Source organism: Flavihumibacter sp. ZG627 (assembly GCF_000814325.1).
GTDB lineage: Bacteria > Bacteroidota > Bacteroidia > Chitinophagales > Chitinophagaceae > Flavihumibacter.
The window spans coordinates 638,910-656,766 of the sequence record NZ_JPHF01000001.1 but is presented as its reverse complement, the minus strand read 5'-3'; the positions used below and the strand labels follow the sequence as shown (position 1 = coordinate 656,766).

Annotated in this window: 13 protein-coding genes; 4 read left to right on the top strand and 9 right to left on the bottom strand. The window is 41.7% G+C overall.

Features of this window, described 5'->3' with window-relative positions:
* Position 1: 1 nt before the first annotated feature.
* Genes HY58_RS02855 through HY58_RS02835 form a run of 5 tightly spaced genes read right to left on the bottom strand, consistent with a single transcriptional unit; the run spans position 2 to position 5,448 of the window.
* On the bottom strand, positions 2-1,147 hold the full coding sequence (locus HY58_RS02855; RefSeq protein ID WP_039127987.1) for an NAD(P)/FAD-dependent oxidoreductase: 1,146 nt from the start codon (positions 1,145-1,147) through the stop codon (positions 2-4).
* Positions 1,134-1,832 carry a methyltransferase domain-containing protein gene (locus HY58_RS02850; protein WP_039127281.1) on the bottom strand — a complete coding sequence of 233 codons (699 nt, stop codon included), beginning with the start codon at positions 1,830-1,832 and terminating at the stop codon, positions 1,134-1,136. The genes HY58_RS02855 and HY58_RS02850 overlap by 14 nt, the downstream gene beginning before the upstream one ends.
* Positions 1,829-2,917 (bottom strand): type III polyketide synthase, encoded by a 1,089-nt coding sequence (locus HY58_RS02845; RefSeq protein ID WP_039127278.1) that lies wholly within the window; start codon positions 2,915-2,917, stop codon positions 1,829-1,831. The genes HY58_RS02850 and HY58_RS02845 overlap by 4 nt, the downstream gene beginning before the upstream one ends.
* Entirely contained in the window at positions 2,910-3,794 is an 885-nt protein-coding gene (locus HY58_RS02840; protein WP_052323796.1) for a UbiA family prenyltransferase, read from the bottom strand. The genes HY58_RS02845 and HY58_RS02840 overlap by 8 nt, the downstream gene beginning before the upstream one ends.
* Positions 3,784-5,448 (bottom strand): hypothetical protein, encoded by a 1,665-nt coding sequence (locus HY58_RS02835; RefSeq protein WP_052323795.1) that lies wholly within the window; start codon positions 5,446-5,448, stop codon positions 3,784-3,786. Before HY58_RS02835 ends, HY58_RS02840 begins: the two co-directional genes overlap by 11 nt.
* A 35-nt stretch (positions 5,449-5,483) precedes the next feature.
* Between HY58_RS02835 and HY58_RS02830 the strand changes: the two genes are divergently transcribed.
* The 4 genes from HY58_RS02830 (at position 5,484) to HY58_RS02815 (ending at position 11,606) form a co-directional block, all read left to right on the top strand.
* Positions 5,484-6,824, top strand: a complete 1,341-nt coding sequence (locus tag HY58_RS02830) for a dihydroorotase (protein ID WP_039127275.1) — start codon at positions 5,484-5,486, stop codon at positions 6,822-6,824.
* Between the two features lie 18 nt (positions 6,825-6,842).
* Complete coding sequence (locus HY58_RS02825; protein ID WP_039127273.1) at positions 6,843-8,162, top strand: DNA mismatch repair protein MutS; 1,320 nt, start codon at positions 6,843-6,845, stop codon at positions 8,160-8,162.
* Between the two features lie 43 nt (positions 8,163-8,205).
* Positions 8,206-9,747: a YifB family Mg chelatase-like AAA ATPase gene (locus tag HY58_RS02820; RefSeq protein ID WP_039127270.1), complete on the top strand. Its 1,542-nt coding sequence runs from the start codon at positions 8,206-8,208 to the stop codon at positions 9,745-9,747.
* 92 nt (positions 9,748-9,839) lie between these two features.
* On the top strand, positions 9,840-11,606 hold the full coding sequence (locus HY58_RS02815) for an ABC transporter ATP-binding protein (protein WP_039127268.1): 1,767 nt from the start codon (positions 9,840-9,842) through the stop codon (positions 11,604-11,606).
* Here HY58_RS02815 and HY58_RS02810 read toward each other — a convergent pair.
* The 4 genes from HY58_RS02810 to HY58_RS02795 form a co-directional block, all read right to left on the bottom strand.
* Positions 11,601-13,970 (bottom strand): TonB-dependent receptor, encoded by a 2,370-nt coding sequence (locus HY58_RS02810; RefSeq protein ID WP_052323794.1) that lies wholly within the window; start codon positions 13,968-13,970, stop codon positions 11,601-11,603. The genes HY58_RS02815 and HY58_RS02810 overlap by 6 nt on opposite strands.
* Positions 13,971-14,035: 65 nt before the next feature.
* Positions 14,036-15,871, bottom strand: coding sequence for a tetratricopeptide repeat protein (locus HY58_RS02805; RefSeq protein ID WP_039127265.1), 1,836 nt, complete (start codon positions 15,869-15,871; stop codon positions 14,036-14,038).
* Positions 15,868-16,512: a response regulator transcription factor gene (locus HY58_RS02800; RefSeq protein ID WP_039127262.1), complete on the bottom strand. Its 645-nt coding sequence runs from the start codon at positions 16,510-16,512 to the stop codon at positions 15,868-15,870. Before HY58_RS02800 ends, HY58_RS02805 begins: the two co-directional genes overlap by 4 nt.
* Before the next feature lie 84 nt (positions 16,513-16,596).
* Positions 16,597-17,772, bottom strand: a complete 1,176-nt coding sequence (locus tag HY58_RS02795; protein ID WP_039127260.1) for an acetyl-CoA C-acyltransferase — start codon at positions 17,770-17,772, stop codon at positions 16,597-16,599.
* Positions 17,773-17,857 lie beyond the last annotated feature (85 nt).

The window sequence follows — 17,857 nt, the reverse complement described above, 5'->3', positions numbered from 1 at the left end:
TTTAAAATTGCTTCCCATGCGTTTGCTTAACCAGGTAAGCTGCCAAACCAGGTAATTTGTCAGATAACCCTACCAAAAGCCGAGAAAGCACGGGATCACCAAAAAACTCCTGTATAATTCTTCCGGCCTTCAGCCTGATGCCAAAAGCGTGCCGCCATTGTTTTGAATATTGCTGTTCCATCACCTGCCGACTGATTTTCCCGTTTAAAAAAGCATCCACCTGTTGAAATAATAGTTTGCTGCCATGCAAGGCCATGCTCATGCCATTACCACATAAAGGTGTTATCATACCTGCTGCGTCACCAGCTAGCATAACATGTTGCTCAACCTGAGTTTTAGCTGCAAATGAAATATTTGAAATACTCAGGGGTTCTTTCCAGATCATTTCAGCCGAATCAAAAAGCTTGAGGATCAATGGATTGCGGCAGAGAATTCTTTCCTCCATCTGGCGAATCGAATTATTACTAAGGCCGAGGTTATTAGCATTTGTCAGGTAACATAAACAGTAATTACCCTCCTCAATGGCCGATACCCCACAATAACCGTCATTGAAATTATGCAGGGCGATAGTATCCTGTGGTTGAGTAATTCGAATATGATATTTTACTCCAATATAATTGCTCGATTTCCCTTGTCTATCCTGAGTAAAAGGTCTTTTCCATTTAAGGTCGAGCCTGCTTCTTTTTCCAAAACTTCCCACCACAACCTGACTACTGATCAGTTGTCCGGAAGTTTGCAGGTACATATTACCGTTATCGTACCATACATCCTGTACACGTGAGCCTTCCAATAACATTACTCCTGCTGATTTCGCGAAACCTGCCAGAATACCATCTAGGAGATGTCGACTTATTCCAAATCCACCTGGATTAAGCGGAATATTCACGATTTTGCCATTCGGGGAGCTTACAATCAATTTGCGGATCTCAGGTAATTGAAGCGATTTAAAAGGAACACCAAGCTGTTGTAAAAAGGGTCTGCTTTCCTCACTGATATATTCACCACATACCCTATGAAATGGATAATAATTTTTCTCCACCAGAACAACTGAATGTCCTGCCCTGGCCAGTTGAATAGCAGTTGATAAGCCGGCAAGTCCACCTCCCGCTACAGCCACATCAAAATATGTATGCTTAGTTGGGTTCATTATCATGTTTGAATGTGACTAACCAGCGGAAGGCCCATTGCCAACTTATCTCGGCCGAATAAATACCTGCACATTTCAAAAGGTTTTCCCATTCTTCTCTAAGGAAACCCCTGGCAACTGATAACGGGGCATCATTTTTCAAAAGATAGGATTTCGAGAATAATAAACTTAGCAACCTTATTGAGTAGTATGCCACAATATTGCGATGCAGATCATTGATAAAAAAACCAAGACTGCAATTATGCCGCATCCAATGAAGCTGTTCAACCAAATCTTCACTTTTGAAGTGATGACAAAATAAGGAGGAAAAAATAATATCCGGCTTCTGATCGAAAAAATGATCCCGATAATCATTACATATGAACCTTATCTCAGGATACCGGTCACAGGCAAATCTTATACATGAAATATTAACATCTATTCCTGTACAGAAAACCTTAATCCCTCTCTGTTTAGCCCAGTTGTTGATAGCTGCAAGGTTATCGCCACCTCCCGAGCCTATTTCATAAATCACCAATTCATTTTTCTTCCCCATTAAATACCTGATAGCCTTTTTATTGATTGAATGACCTCCTAGTAATTTATTAACTGTTTCAAGTTCAACCATGTTTTGCCGAATATCCTCAAAGGGGATATCAACGCCATCAAGCATTTCCGGTTGAAAGGATCGGTTGCGTATGTTCACGATACACCCGCCTCCAGCAAGCAACTTTCAATTGTGATGCCCGGGCCAAATGCGGTACCAATAATATTTCCATTAACCCCTTTTGCAAGCATTTCTTTAAGTACAAAAAGTATTGTAGGGGATGACATATTTCCATATGATTGTAATACCTGGTATCCTGCATCAAGAGATTCATTTGGCAGGCCAAGACTTTTACTAACCGACTGCAATATGCGTTTACCACCAGGATGAATACACCATGCATTAACATCATCCCGCGAAATTCCATACTTATCCAATGCACGATGCATAAAAGGTGCTATATCAGTTGATATAAGATCGGGAACATAACCACTAAGTGTCATAAGAAACCCTGTGGATGAAAGCTCCCAACTCATATCACGTTTTCCTTTTGGAATATATTCAGAGTAAAAATCGCGTATTGTTGTTCCCTTCATGTTTGTGGCACCACTTATCAGAACTGCTGCTGCTCCATCTCCAAAAAGTAAGGCGGATGAAATATTATCGGGAGTGGGAAGCTTTTGAAAATGAAGGGTACATAATTCTGTGCATACTAAAAGAACATTCGCCGTAGAGTCGGCATTACAAATCAGGTTAGCCTGGCGAAGCCCCTGCAATGCCGCATAACAACCCATAAAATTGATTGATGTTCGGTTAATCCATGAAGGCAGTTCAAGCAATTCAGCAATCTGGAGATCAAGACCCGGGGCACTCATGCCTGTACAGCTTACTGTAATTAAATGTGTGATCCCTGAACTCTCAATGTCAGTTTGAGATAAACAATTTTCAATAGCAGCAATCGACAGCTCAGGTGCATACTTTTGATACCACTTCATCCGCAATTCCAGGGAAGGAAAAGGTTCCAGTGCTTCTTCGGGACTATAAAACTCCCACCCCCCAGGCTGCCGTCCATAATCAGGAAGGATACTGTAACGCGCTTCTATCCCACTTTGTCCATAAAGAAATCTGAGCTTTCTTTCTTCTGATGCATCCAGTGCATATATGCGCTGCATGAATTTAAGAATGTCTGCCTGAGGATGACGGTGTTGGGGTACCGCTGTTCCAATAGAGATGATTTTAGCCAATTATTTTCCAGATTAGTATAATTAAGAAACCTGAATTGCCGCCAAAAGCAGCTACCCGGTTCATTTTCATCAGGTTTTCATAGTTGGCTTCGTTCTGATTTCGCCATACTTTTTTTGCCCAGGAAAAGAAGTTTATCTGCACTGGAAGAAAACAAACCAGCAACACAAGGAAACGATCTGCCTCCAACTGAAGTGCAAAATGCAATCCCAGAACCAGGAAAGCCAAAGTAAATAACAAACCGGATAGTATAAAAGTTCCTTTTATTCCTGCAAGCATGCTGATTGTGTATACTCCATCAAGTCCATCAGCATCATGTTGGTAAACCTGGGTGAGTGGGTAGGCCCCTCCCATGAGCAGGGTGGAGGCTAAACATGCGGTAAATGGCACATTCAATGATTGACTCGCATGTGACCCATGATAAACCATCCAGAACACCAGCGCTCCCTGGCATAAAATCACAACCAGAAATCCTAATATCGGATATCGCTTAAGCCTTACATTCCTGCTGCTGTAAGCTCTTGATGCTAGGATATAGACTAACAATACCGCAAATACCCAACCACTTACAAACAAAGAAAGAAGCAATGCCAGTGTATCCATTGCAAACACGATAATGAGAAGTTGGCGTGTTGGTTGCAAAGGTTTCTCTATACCACCAACCGGACCTTCATCGCGATCCATATAACTATTATAACCATTACTTGCAGGAAATACAAGTAAATGAAGGATAATAAGAAGCAATCCCGCCTTCAACCAATTTGTTTCCAGTGGCTGGCTTAAGGCAAACAGGGATACAGGGAGAAGAAAAAATGAAAACGGCAAGCGCAACAACTGTATCGTGGATGGTTGCAACATACTATCCATATTAATAGTCATACTCCCTTCGGAACATATTTAACCTTAAACCCACCGTGAACATACTACTGTTTCTTGTCAACCTGGCATCATCCGGAACGTCTACCTTCCTTAACATCAGGGATGCGTCAACGAAGAGGTTTTCCAATAATTCATAACCTAGCCACAACGAAGCATTCACACCGGTAAATTTTCGTCCCTCGCCAATAGACCATCCATAATCGCGAGGCCTGGTTATATATAGGCTATTGAGGTTGTTACCGAAATTTATACCGGCAGAATCTATCCCCTGTTTCCAGGCAATCAGCTTAGCCTGCAAATGCAACCTTGGATAGGGCTGGTAACGGGCCACTCCCACAAATTCAATAAAATTGGCACCCCTTGGATGTGCAAGAGGTTGATTATAATGCGTATAACTGGCAACAGAATCACGGAATGTATAAGTGAAAGGCCGTGCAACATTGACCTCACCTTGTATATCAAGGTTTTTGACTCCCAAAACATCAATATACTTTCCACCAAGTTGAAGCCCGAATTTATTTGCCCACCAGCCGTTGCCACCCTTAATCTCGCTTAGTTTAAATTCATCAAACAACACCTGACCATAGAACTGGAATTTTTTTGCCACATTGGCCTTGAAATCAAAACCTATATTGGCATTGTCCGGACTTCCATTCTGTTGCTCAATTGAGCGCAGGAAAATAATCGGATTCAGATAGGTGAAGTCGAAACGGTTTGCCCTACCGAAAATAACCGACTCAAACAAACCAACATTCAGCCATTTTGTTGCCTGCCAACTGAGATGATGCATGGCCGCATATTTCTTATCCAACAACTGATCTCCACTTCGTGCGGGATTGGTAGGTGTAAGTTCCATGAAGATATTCTGGTAATTAAGCTTCCAGATTCGGGTGTTCAGTTTCAGGAAAAGGGCATTATTCCCAAAGTCACTGAGAAACATACTACGATAACCGTTCCCAATAAAATTTTTATCGTACCCAAACTGTACGTTTATATATTTAGTGACCCCAAAAAAAACAGAACCCCTGGCATCAAAATAATCATATGCACTTGTTTTAAAGGGTTTGTAAAAACCAGCACCCGGCACAGCACGGAAACTATCTTCAAACTGACGAACGAAATAGGGCGGTCTTTCCTGGTTATCGGTCAGGTAAAAATCCAAGCCGATTTTTCTCGCTATAAGTCCACGGCCACGAAGTCCTTTACTATTCAAAAAAACTCTATCCTCTGTATCTGACTCTTTAGATTGCTGCTGCTGTATGACAGGGTTGATACTCAGAAAAAAATCTTTTTCATCAACCAGGGCAAAATCAGCCCGGGTTTTATAGAATGTATTAAACCATGGTCTTCTACTCACAAACCCATCCTTAGAACCTGTCACCCATTCCTGATTATTCATCAGGGCATTCTGTAAATTGAAAGCATCCACAGCGCCAAGTGCGGTGGTATCTACACTTTCCAACGCTGCGACCCACCCTCTCCTGTCAAAAGGTTTCAGATGCTGAAAACTTAGGGCGCTATCACGGAAACGAATCTCAAGGCGATCCATCAATTGCTGATGTTTGTGACCCTGTGGTAAGAGGGTCGACTGGGCCATCAACATCGAGGGCATCAATAAGCAGGTAGTGTAAAGCAGTCTTTTTATAACTTGCATTGGTTAGTCTGTTTTAATAGGATAATTAACAAATTATGCAAAAATACCTTATTAAGAATACGCAAATAGTAAATGAGGGGGTCGTTTATTCAGGAGATGTATTAATTAGTGGCGGACGTATCGAGAAGATAGGTGCCCAACTCAGCAGTCCTGGTGTAATTACCGAGATCAATGGGGAGAACCAATTCTTACTACCAGGCGTAATCGACGACCAGGTACATTTCCGTGAACCCGGACTCACCCACAAAGCCACAATCTACACCGAGGCAAAAGCTGCTGTGGCCGGTGGCGTTACCAGTTTCATGGAAATGCCAAATACACAACCCCCGGTTTTCACCCAGGAGTTACTGGAACAGAAATATATTATTGCCGCAGCAAATTCACTGGCCAACTATTCCTTTTTCATGGGCACTTCTAATGATAATATTGAAGAGATATTACGAACCAATGAAAAGAAGGAAGATGTATGTGGTGTTAAGATTTTCATGGGTTCTTCTACCGGAGGTTTGCTGGTTGATAACCCATTGTCACTCGAAAAGATCTTTTCCGAATCTGAATTGCTGATAGCTACTCACTGCGAGGACGAAAGAATAATTAAAAGAAATCTGGATTCTTTCATGAATAATGGAAGAGAACTTACTGCAGCTGACCACCCTCTTATAAGAAGTGAAGAGGCTTGCTTCGAATCCTCATTTTATGCAGTGCAGATTGCCAAAAAATTTAATACCAGATTACACATACTGCACATTACTACTGAAAAGGAACTACAGCTGTTCTCCAATATGCTTCCCCTGGAAGACAAACTTATTACGGCAGAAGTTTGTGTTCATCATCTCCATTTTAGCAGTGATGATTATGCGCAACTTGGAAACCTAATCAAATGCAATCCGGCTATAAAAGCACCTCATAACCGGTCTGCCTTATGGAAGGCCCTTCTGGATGGCCGCCTTGATATCATTGCTACTGATCATGCCCCTCATACATGGGCTGAAAAACAGGAAAACTACCTGCATGCTCATGCTGGTTTGCCATTGGTACAGCACTCATTACAGTTAATGCTATCCTATGTTGCAGAAGGCCGGATCACCATTGAACAGGTTGTGAATAAAATGAGTCACGCTCCCGCTAAATGCTTCAATGTACAAGACAGAGGATTTATAAGGGAAGGTTATTACGCAGATTTAGTTCTGGTTGACCGGAACCAATCCCATACGATAAATAAAGAAAATATCCTCTACAAATGCGGATGGAGCCCATTAGAAGGCATGACATTTTCTTCTGTTATTACAAATACTTTTGTTAACGGGCATCTTGTATATGGAAATGGGAAGTTTGATGAATCCTCTAAAGGTATGCGACTCAGGTTTGACCGCTAATTGCTATCTTAGAAATCTATGGAAATAGACAAGACTTCCTTACTCGACCTCAATATATTCCACCCGGATGAGGAGTCCTCGATTTTTCACCGGTTGAACTTTACGCGTACACTTGATGGTAAGGAGTGGCTTCGTAAAATGTTCCGCGAACCCTTCCATGATATTAATCAAATTCGGGAAACCCAAAATATATTGACCATCATCGGCCAAAAATTAGAAATCTGGCCCCAGAGTATCAGTAATGGTACTATCATGGTGATAGGCAAATTTTATGAATCACCCATCGATACAATACCCGGTGACCATAGCCTCATTAACGGTATAAGCTATAAGCTATTCCATAGTCCGGATTTCGCCATTGTCCGTTACAGTGTTGGCCACTTTGCTGATTTCATTCGTGGTTTTCAGGAACTTACTGCATTACTGGATTCCCCTGAAAGCCCTGCAAAACTCCGTGCACTGCTCGACAGAGCTGCTTATTTGCTGAAAAATGAGACCCTGCAGGAACTATCGCAACTCACCCCTGGTAAAAAATATGATTCAAGAGAAACAATCCGTTTTGGTTCTTACCTCCGGTATCGTTTTAAGAACCAGTCAGAAGAGCTTATCGAAATTTACAGCCGGATTGATGCCTGGTATAGCATGGCAACAGCCATGAAACATCTGGATCTCCATTTTCCGGAAATAAATCTCAGCGAACAGCCATATATAGAAGCAAAAGGTCTTTATCATATATTGTTACCACAGCCAGTTTCCTATGATCTTACCCTTGATGTTAAACACAATTTCCTTTTTCTCACAGGGGCAAACATGGCAGGGAAAAGCACCTTCATAAAATCAGTAGGTGCCTCAGTTTATCTTGCTCATCTTGGAATGGGCGTACCAGCACAAAAAATGTCGCTTTCATTGTTTGAAGGAATTCTCAGCAATATCAATGTAACGGACAATATTATAAAAGGAGAAAGCTATTTCTTTAATGAAGTACAAAGAATCAAAAACACCATTATTAAAATAAATGATGGCAGAAAATGGCTCGTGCTTATTGATGAACTCTTTAAAGGTACTAATGTACAGGATGCCATGAAATGTTCTCTTACGGTAGTTAGGGGGCTAATAAGAATTCCTAATTCACTTTTCATTCTATCTACCCACTTGTATGAGATCGGGGAAGAACTAAAACAATATCCAAATATTCTCTTCCGATTTTTTGAGACTGAGGTCCTCGATGACCAACTTTATTTCAGCTACCAACTACGTGAAGGAATCAGCAACGACAGGTTGGGATATTTAATCCTTAAACGGGAAAAGGTTGTGGAAATGCTCGACAGGATTCCGTGAAATCACCGTTTTACAGTTCAATGACTGACTGTAAATTTCCATCATGTTAGTGAAGACTTTTGGCAGTGCGGTTTATGGCATAGAAGCTATAACTATTTCAATTGAAGTTAATGTTACATTAGGAACCAACACCTTCATGGTGGGCCTTCCTGATAATGCAGTAAGGGAGAGCATGCTTCGCGTTGAAAGCGCCATTAAATCCAATGGATACTTCATGCCCCGAACCAAAGTGATCATCAGCCTCGCACCGGCTGATATCCGAAAATCGGGATCAGCATTTGACCTGCCTATCGCTATTGGTATTCTGGCAGCCACCGACCAGTTGGTTAATATTGCATCACTTAATCATTATGTACTAATGGGTGAGTTGGGACTTACGGGCTCAATTCAGCCTATCCGTGGCGCATTACCCATTGCCCTAACCACTCTCCGTGAATCATTCCGGGGCTTGGTTCTTCCAGAAACTAATGCTAATGAGGCAGCAGTTGTGAACGGGCTTGATGTTTTTGGCGTCAATCATTTGAATGAGGTTGTACGTTTATTGGAAAAGCCATCCGAATCCACGCCCATCCACCTCAGCACACTTGATGTTTTTTTGAATGCACAGCAGGAGAATGTTCCCGATTTCCAGGATGTAAAAGGACAGGAACATATTAAAAGAGCCCTCGAGATTGCAGCTGCCGGCGGACATAATGCAATCCTTATTGGCCCTCCAGGTTCAGGAAAAACCATGCTTGCTAAAAGACTCCCTTCAATTCTCCCCCCACTTTCCCTCGAGGAAGCTCTTGAAACTACAAGGGTCCATAGCGTTGCCGGAAAATTACCTGACCATTCCTCTCTCGTGAGTAAACGACCTTTCAGAAACCCTCACCATACCATTTCTCATATGGCCATGGCAGGTGGTGGCAGTATGCCGCAACCGGGTGAAATTTCGCTCGCACACAACGGCGTTTTATTTCTTGATGAACTTCCCGAATTTAACAGAACGGTACTGGAGGTGATGCGACAACCTATGGAAGAGAGGCGCTTAACCATCTCTCGCGCGCGGATGTCGCTTGAATTTCCGGCAAGTTTTATGCTGATTGCTTCCATGAACCCATGCCCTTGTGGATATTTTAATCATCCCCTTAAATCATGTTGCTGCCCGCCCGGTGCAGTACTTAAGTACCTTAATAAGATATCCGGACCATTGATGGACAGGATCGACCTGCATGTAGAAGTTACGCCGGTTGCCTTCGGCGATCTACAAACTGCAAAACAACAGGAGAGCTCGGGAACCGTCAGGCAGAGGGTAATAGCAGCCCGGCAACTCCAGGCAAAAAGGTTTTCTTCGTTTAATGGTATTTATTGCAATGCACAAATGACAAACCAGCTTTTAAAAGAGGTTTGCGAACTTGATAATTTAAGCCTTCAACTAGTGAAAAAAGCCATGGAAACACTTAGCCTATCTGCCAGGGCATATGAAAGGATTCTGAAGGTAAGCAGGACTATTGCAGACCTGGAGGGAAAAGAAAAAATCTATCCCGAGCATCTTGCAGAAGCCATACAATACCGGAGCCTTGACAGAGAAACATGGGGTCGTTAAACAAAACCGCTCTCATTGCGTTAGGAGAACTTCGATACTGCTAAGGTTGACATTGCAAGGTTTTATCTAATTTTAGTTTTAGCCACCACATTATGAAAATTCTGCTTCAATACCTCAAACCATATAAATGGCTTGTATTGCTTACCCTTTTACTTGCGGGCATCAATACAGGTTTCTCTCTTATTGATCCGATCATTTTTGGGAAGATGACCAAGATCGCTTTTGATTATAAAAATTACACCTGGCCAGAATTCGGCAAGGCAGTAGGATGGCTGCTACTATTGTCGATTTCGGTAGCCATGATCAGTCGAATTGCCAAAGCATTCCAGGATTATTTCTTTAATGTAATTACGCAGAAATTTGGTGCTAAAGTATTCACCGATGGACTGCAGCATGCAATGAAACTGCCATTCCATGAATTTGAAGATCAGCGCAGCGGCGAAACTTTAAGCATTCTTCAGAAAGTGGAAACAGATACTGAAAAGTTTATTTCCAATTTCATAAATATTCTCTTTGGCGTCATTATAGGAGTTTTATTTGTTGCAGCCTATTCTTTTACAATTCACTGGTCATTGCCCCTTGTTTATTTCAGTGGTATTCTGCTGCTTACATTTCTGACAAATATTCTTAGCCGAAAAATAAAAACCATCCAGAAAAATATCGTTTCCCAAACCACTTCTCTGGCAGGTACTACTACAGAATCACTCAGGAATATTGAACTTATTAAGAGCCTTGGATTAACCACACAGGAAGTAGCACGTCTTAATCGCAATACGTATAAGATCCTGGGACTTGAACTTACCAAGGTGAAAAGAGTCAGAAGCCTCAGCTTTGTTCAGGGTACATTTGTTAATACTTTAAGGCAGGTAATCCTTTTCCTTCTGATGTGGTTGATTTATCGGGAAAAAATGAATCCCGAAGAGCTGGTTACCATGCAAATATTTTCCTTTTTCGTTTTTGGTCCCTTACAGGAAATAGGAAATATAATCCTTTCTTACCGGGAGGCGGAAGCATCACTTAATAACTTTAAGACCCTGATGCAAAAGAAACCTGAAGCTCGCCCGGAACATCCCAAAGCGCTCGATGCCATAGCTACTCTCGCTTTCAGGAATGTAAGCTTCAAACATAAAACTGCACAACACCATGCCATACAGGATATCAGTTTTGAGGTAGCTAAAGGACAAACAATTGCTTTTGTTGGTCCGTCAGGTGCTGGTAAAACAACACTTGTTAAATTATTGGTAGGACTGTATCGTCCGCAGGGAGGATCTATTGAATACAATGGTATCAATGAAAACGAAATTGACTTTGAAGAGTTGAGAAAACAAATAGGTTTCGTTACCCAGGATACACAGCTATTTGCCGGCACCATAAAAGAAAACATTCTTTTTGTAAAACCTGGCGCAAGCGATGAAGATGTACAGGATGCGTTGGATAAAGCAAGTTGCCAGAATCTTTTATTGAGAGCCGAAAATGGCATTAATACTATGATAGGAGAAGGAGGACTAAAACTTAGTGGTGGCGAAAAACAACGACTTAGTATCGCACGCTCCCTTCTTCGCCAACCTGACCTGCTGATTTTTGATGAAGCCACTTCAGCACTTGATTCAATCACTGAAGAAGAAATCACACGTACAATCCGAAATATATCAGCACAAAGAAATCAGATCACCCTGATGATCGCTCACCGTTTATCTACTATCATGCATGCTGATCAAATTTATGTTTTGGAAAGAGGAGAAATTGTAGAAACAGGAACCCACAATAAACTGGTTTCAGACAAGGGACTTTACTACGCCATGTGGCGCCAGCAAATTGGGGAAAGAAAGGCTATCGGAACTGAGATGTCAGCATTATAGAGATCCTGAAAAAGGTATTTCCAGTTTGATACTGAAATTTCTTCCCATATTGAATACACCAGTACGTCCGGTTAATGGATTTTCAGCCGTATATTTTAACCTGTTTAAGTGATGCTGGTATGCTCTATCTGTCAGGTTCATAATATTGAAATAAATATTGGCGATACTTTTTTTCTTTGAAAGGATGGATGTGCTGAACCCTGCATTCAACAGTGAATAGCCTCCGGTAACTGTTTCCGTGTTGTAAACGCTAAATACTTCCGTCTGACAGAATGTATTGTCAAATTGTAATTTAAGGGAAAGGTTCCCGATGAGTTTTGATTCACCTTCAAAGTCTGCACGTATTTCAGATATCCAATGCGCTGCTGGCATAAATGGAATATTACGGTTACCATCAATGCCTTCACGAAATCTGCCTCTCACAAAGGAAATAGTATTTTCAAAATGTAACCAGTCCAGGGGGTGTGGATGTATGTCTATTACTGCCTCAAATCCGGTTAATGCTGCATCGCGCTGGTCAAACTTAAATGCCATATTATCATCCACTAGCGAATCGGATCCTCCCACAGCTTCAAGCTTTCGATAAAAAATGTAGTTATTTATACTATTATTAAATAAACTTGCAGAAACTGATATATGTTCAGAACTAAACTCTGTACCTAAATCTGTTTGTAAACTTGTTTCCGAAACCAGGCTAAGATTTCCATACTCATATCGATTGGTACCTTCATGACTACCATTCGAGGAGAGTTCAGGAATGCTGGGAGTCCTGAAACCGCGCGATAAATTGAACTTGAATGTAAATGCAGATGTTGGAAGATAACTTAGTCCGGCACTACCCGAAACGTTTGAAAAACTCCTTGTAAATGATTCAAACTTTAAATCATTCCCATCCTGGTAAGCCTTTGAGTTGGTATTCCTGTTATCAAAGCGTAGCCCCCCGCTGAAGCTGAATTTATCCAGATTCCTCTGCACAAAAGCAAATACTCCAGCATCTATAGTATTGTATTCCGGTATAAGAACTTCTTCACCTTTATTCTTATTCTCCTGGAACATACCATTTACTCCAACACTTGCATTCCACCCACTAAACTGCTTCACATGAACGATGGCAGAATAGGTTAGTGTATTAAGATCAAAATATAATTCTTTATCGGTTGGATTATCTGGATTGCCGAATTCCATACGCTGGTTTCTTTGATATCCTAGTTTAAAAGCAAGCCTGTTCTGCCTCACCTGAATGCTATTATCTGATGTGATCCTGAAATGTCTGATCTGCTGCATTGGCACCTGTGGATCAGTACTTTTGAAGTCCGATGGTCTTGCAACAGCCGCCACTCCTCCTGGCATTAATTTTAGAAAATTTCCTTTTTCATCCCGCTCCCCTTCTACCATTCCGAGCTTCTGGTTGAATTTACTGATCATTAAATGGCTATACCCCCAGTTACCATTATACCCGATGTACCCGCCAAAGTTCTTTTCATTGAATTTGGAGTTATAGACCTTACCATCATACTTGTTTTCATAATCCGCCGCAGCTTTTAATGATCCATATGCATTCCAGCTGAATCCGTTTTTATTTGACCCCAGATTAATATTTAATCCGCGTAGCCTGTTGTTGGTTTGGTAAGCGGAAGTCACAGAACCTTTAAACACCCCTTCCTGAACCGGAACATTGGTCAGTATATTGATCACTCCCGCCATGGCATCACTTCCATACATGAGTGAAGCGGGACCCTTTAAGATTTCAACCTTTTGAACACTGTACTCATCGATCTCAATACCGTGTTCATCCCCCCACTGCTGCCCCTCCTGCCTGGTACCATCATTGAGCACGATAACCCTGTTATACCCCAACCCACGGATTACTGGCTTTGAAACTGCCGGTCCAGTGCTTATCTGTGAAATCCCGGGTTTATTACTCAGCGCATCTATCAGGTTCGTGGATACTGTGCGATTAAGATCAACTTTTTTGACAATATTTACTGGCACGGGATTCCTTCTTGCCTGCGTTGCAGCACTTATTCCTGTAACTACTACTTCATCATTTTCTACCACCGATGGACTCAGCAAAAAATCCCTTATTGTACCGGGGGAAATAAAAATATACTCTGAAAAAGAAGCATAGCCAACATATGAAACCTCAAAGAGATGCCTGCCAGCAGCCACATTCCTAAATGAAAAAACGCCATTTTCATCAGTTACCACGCCGGTTCTGAGATCTGAAATAATAATAGATGCACCGGCCAGGGGTTTACCGCTGATTGCGTCCGTTACCTTGCCTGATACTGAATTCCGCAGTTGTGATCTAACAGTACTTATAATCAGGAAAATGGAAATAGTAAGCAACACGAGCCTTGGCATAATAATAATTTTGAAACTGCGTTGCAAATATAAGGGGATTTTACATTTTTGCAACCGCGATGCTTTTATTTTCCAAACCAAACTTTAAAAACACTTCCACCCTGATTTGCCCGTTGATATTGAATGGTTCCATTCAGTTCATTCACCAACCTCTTTACTATTGATAGTCCCAATCCACTGGAAGCCTCGCCATCAGTAGTACGGTTGCCAATATTTGCATAAGGGGTGAAAAGAAGATTTTGCTTCGCTTCCGGAATCCCTACTCCCTCATCTTCAACAATTAGCTCCACATGATCATCTGCATTTACCAGCTTAACATAAACAGATTTCCCAGGTTCAGTATATTTTATAGCATTCGATACCAGGTTCTCGATGATCCTGCGAAATATTGCCTGGTCTGTTAGCAGGAACACTCCCGAAACAATCTGAGGAAATTCCAGTTTTATCCCTTTAGCATCCGCCATATCCCGGAATTCACCAACCATCCAGTTGAGATAGGACGCAATATCTGTCTCCTCCAATTCAATTCTCTCTCTTTTAGAACCTTCCTTCTCCACCTCCAGGATATTACGAATAAGTTTCTCACCATCCTGGGCCGATGCGCGAATTCTTTCCAAGGCTTTTTGTTGGTCAGTTGTCAGATTATCTTCTTTAGCAAGCAGGTTACTCCACATACCAATGCTGGCCAAGGGTGAACCGAGATCGTGAGAGACTATACCGATAAGTGTGTTCTTTTCCTTATTGAGTATTGCCATTTTTTCTTTTTGTTTCTGGATCTGGATATTTACTTCCTGCAATCTTAAATTAGCCCTTCTATAGATCAATAAAGAGATACCCACCAGTAGCGCAATAATGAATGCCGCCAAAACCAGAAGGCTAAGGTTTTTATTTTTTAATTTCTCCCGGTCTACTTCCGATACAAGTAATTTATTTTTTTTTTCCCTGTCGCGGGCATTGAAGCGTTCCTGCATTTCAGCGATCGTCTTACTTGAAGTTTCATTCACTAAAGCAGTATCCAGCGTATACCACTTTTTCTGGAAAATATAGGCCTGTTTATACCGTCCCAATTTTTCATAAAGTTTGGTATAAAGTGAATAACTGTCTGCCTCCTTTTGACGGCTCTTAAGTTGCCGGGAAATTTCGAGAGCCATATCTAAATAATGGGTTGCAGAATCATATAATCCGGCTTCCAGATGACAATCAGCAATATTCAGGTTATCATACCAGAGATCAGATTTATTACCAGTGGAATCATGAAACTGTTTATTCAGACGAAAGTATTCTATCGCACGGGTAAAGTTCTTTTTACGGAAATAAACATTGCCAGTATTATTATAAATCACAGGAAGTGTTTGTTTAAGATTATACCGTTTGCTTAATTCCAATGCATTATTAAGAAAAAACAATGCACTATCGGGCTGATCCAGCTGGTTATAAATTGCTCCGATATTTGTATAACTGGATATTGTAGTATTAATTTCCCCCTGTTCAAAAGCAATTTTCAGGCATTGCAAGTAAACCTCACGTGCTTTTTGCGGTTGTTTGATTTCAGAATAAACAATGGCGATATCACTCAGAGCGGCGATCTCATATTCGCGGCTTTTCTCCACTCTTGCCAGGTCGAGAGTTACCAAATAGTAATTGATGGCTTCCTGATAATTACCTGAATACTCGCTGGCGAGGCCCCTCAATCGTTTTGCAAGTATTTGTCCCTTACTATATTGCAACTTTTCCGATTGCTCTTCAATGAACGCGGAATTGGCCAGTATTGAATCTACTCTGTCTTCTGAGATACCGAGCGATTTATCATACAATTGCTTTATGGTATTAGTATCTGCAATCTGTGAATATGCCCAATTAAAGAAGCAAAACAAAACCGATATCAGTAAAATATATCTCAATCTATCAGGTTGTTCCTTAGGGCAAATTTTACAAGACCCACCGTATTATGAACTCCTAATTTCGCAATAAGGTTTTTACGGTGGGTTTCTACAGTACTCACGCTAAGGAATAACCGTTGTGCTATCTCGGCATTGCTGTATTCCTTGCAAACCAGCTTTAACACTTCAATTTCGCGCCTGGAAAGTATCTCATCAACTTTTTTATCTTCAATAGTCAGGGTATTTCTAAAATCGTCATCGCTCATCACGTCAATTTCCTTGCTGAACCAAGTTCCGCCTTCAGCCACATTTTTAATTGCTCTAACGAGTTCTTCCACTGATGCAGTCTTCAGCACATAGCCCTGAACGCTATATTTGATTAACTTGTGTACGTAGCGCGTACCTCGCATAAGTGTTAGATATATTACCTTTTGTTTAGGCCTAATCTCCCTTATCTTTTTTATCAATTCTTCTTCATCCATATCAGGAAGATTAACATCAAGAAGGAGGATATCTTCTGCTGTAAGGTGATTAAGCTTATCCAGTAAACCTGATCCTGAACGACTGATGCCGGTAACTTCCACGGAAGGTTGCTTTTGCAATAGTAGCGAGAGGCCTTCCAAATACATTTCATGATCGTCTGTAATGAATACCCTGTTCATAGGATACAAAGAAACTATATTTTAATATGATCCGATCATCATAAAAAAACCGGGATTAACCCGGCCTGCTATGTTCTATACTTTTCAAAGGTTTTCAATTATACCTGCAATCCCCTGTCCTCCTCCTACGCACGCTGTAACCATACCATATTTTTTGTTTAACCTTTTCATATCCTGGGTTATCTGGATTGTCAGTTTAGCACCTGTACATCCTAAGGGATGACCCAGAGCAATGGCTCCCCCGTTTATATTAACAAAGGATGGATCAAGACCTGCTTCACGTATCACTGCTAATGCCTGCGACGCAAAGGCTTCATTTAATTCTACAAGGTCTACCTGAGACAAATTTATACCCGCTAGCTTTAATACCTTAGGGATGGCAGCAACCGGACCAATACCCATTATGCGGGGATGGACTCCTGCACTAGTACATGCTACCAAACGGGCGATAGGTTTCAGGCCCAGTTCTGTAACCATCCGCTCACTCATTACTACAACGAAAGCAGCCCCATCACTGGTTTGTGATGAATTACCAGCAGTTACAACGCCACCGGCTGCAAAAGCAGGCTTAAGTTTAGCCAGGGCATCTATGCTGGTATCGGCCCGTGGACCTTCATCGGTATCTACTATAAAATCTTTCTTCTGCTTCTTGCCCTTATTATCAAGATAAACCTGTTCCACTTTCATGGGTAAAATACCTGGCTTGAAATGACCTTCCTGTATAGCACGAATGGCTTTTTGATGGCTCTGGTAGGAGAATTCATCCTGCGCCTCGCGGCTGATGCCATATTCCTTTGCGACAGCCTCTGCGGTTAATCCCATACTGAGATAATAATCAGGCGTTTCACTGGCAACACTAAAAGCAGGAACAGTCTTCCAACCTGCGGTTGGTACAAGACTCATACTTTCCGTTCCACCTGCAACTATGCACTCTGCCTGCCCAGTCCGGATTTTGGCGGTAGCAATGGCGATTGTTTCAAGACCACTGGCGCAATAGCGGTTAACAGTCATTCCCGGAACTTCAATACCAAGTGCCCTAACCGATATCATCCTTCCAATCTGCAACCCCTGCTCAGCCTCCGGAACCGCATTGCCAACAATTAAATCATCTACCCGCTGTGGATCAAGCTGTGGTATAGTTGCCAAAAGGCCTTTTATCACATCCACCGCAAGATCGTCGGGCCTTACGAACCTGAATCCACCACGCTTTGCCTTGGTGACGGCAGTCCTGAATCCGGCTACTATATATGCTTCCTGCATGAAAAATATTTTATATGACTAGAAATAAGCTGCATCAGAGCTTTGCCCTAATAGTTGCATAGACAACCTTATTATTCAAATTTAA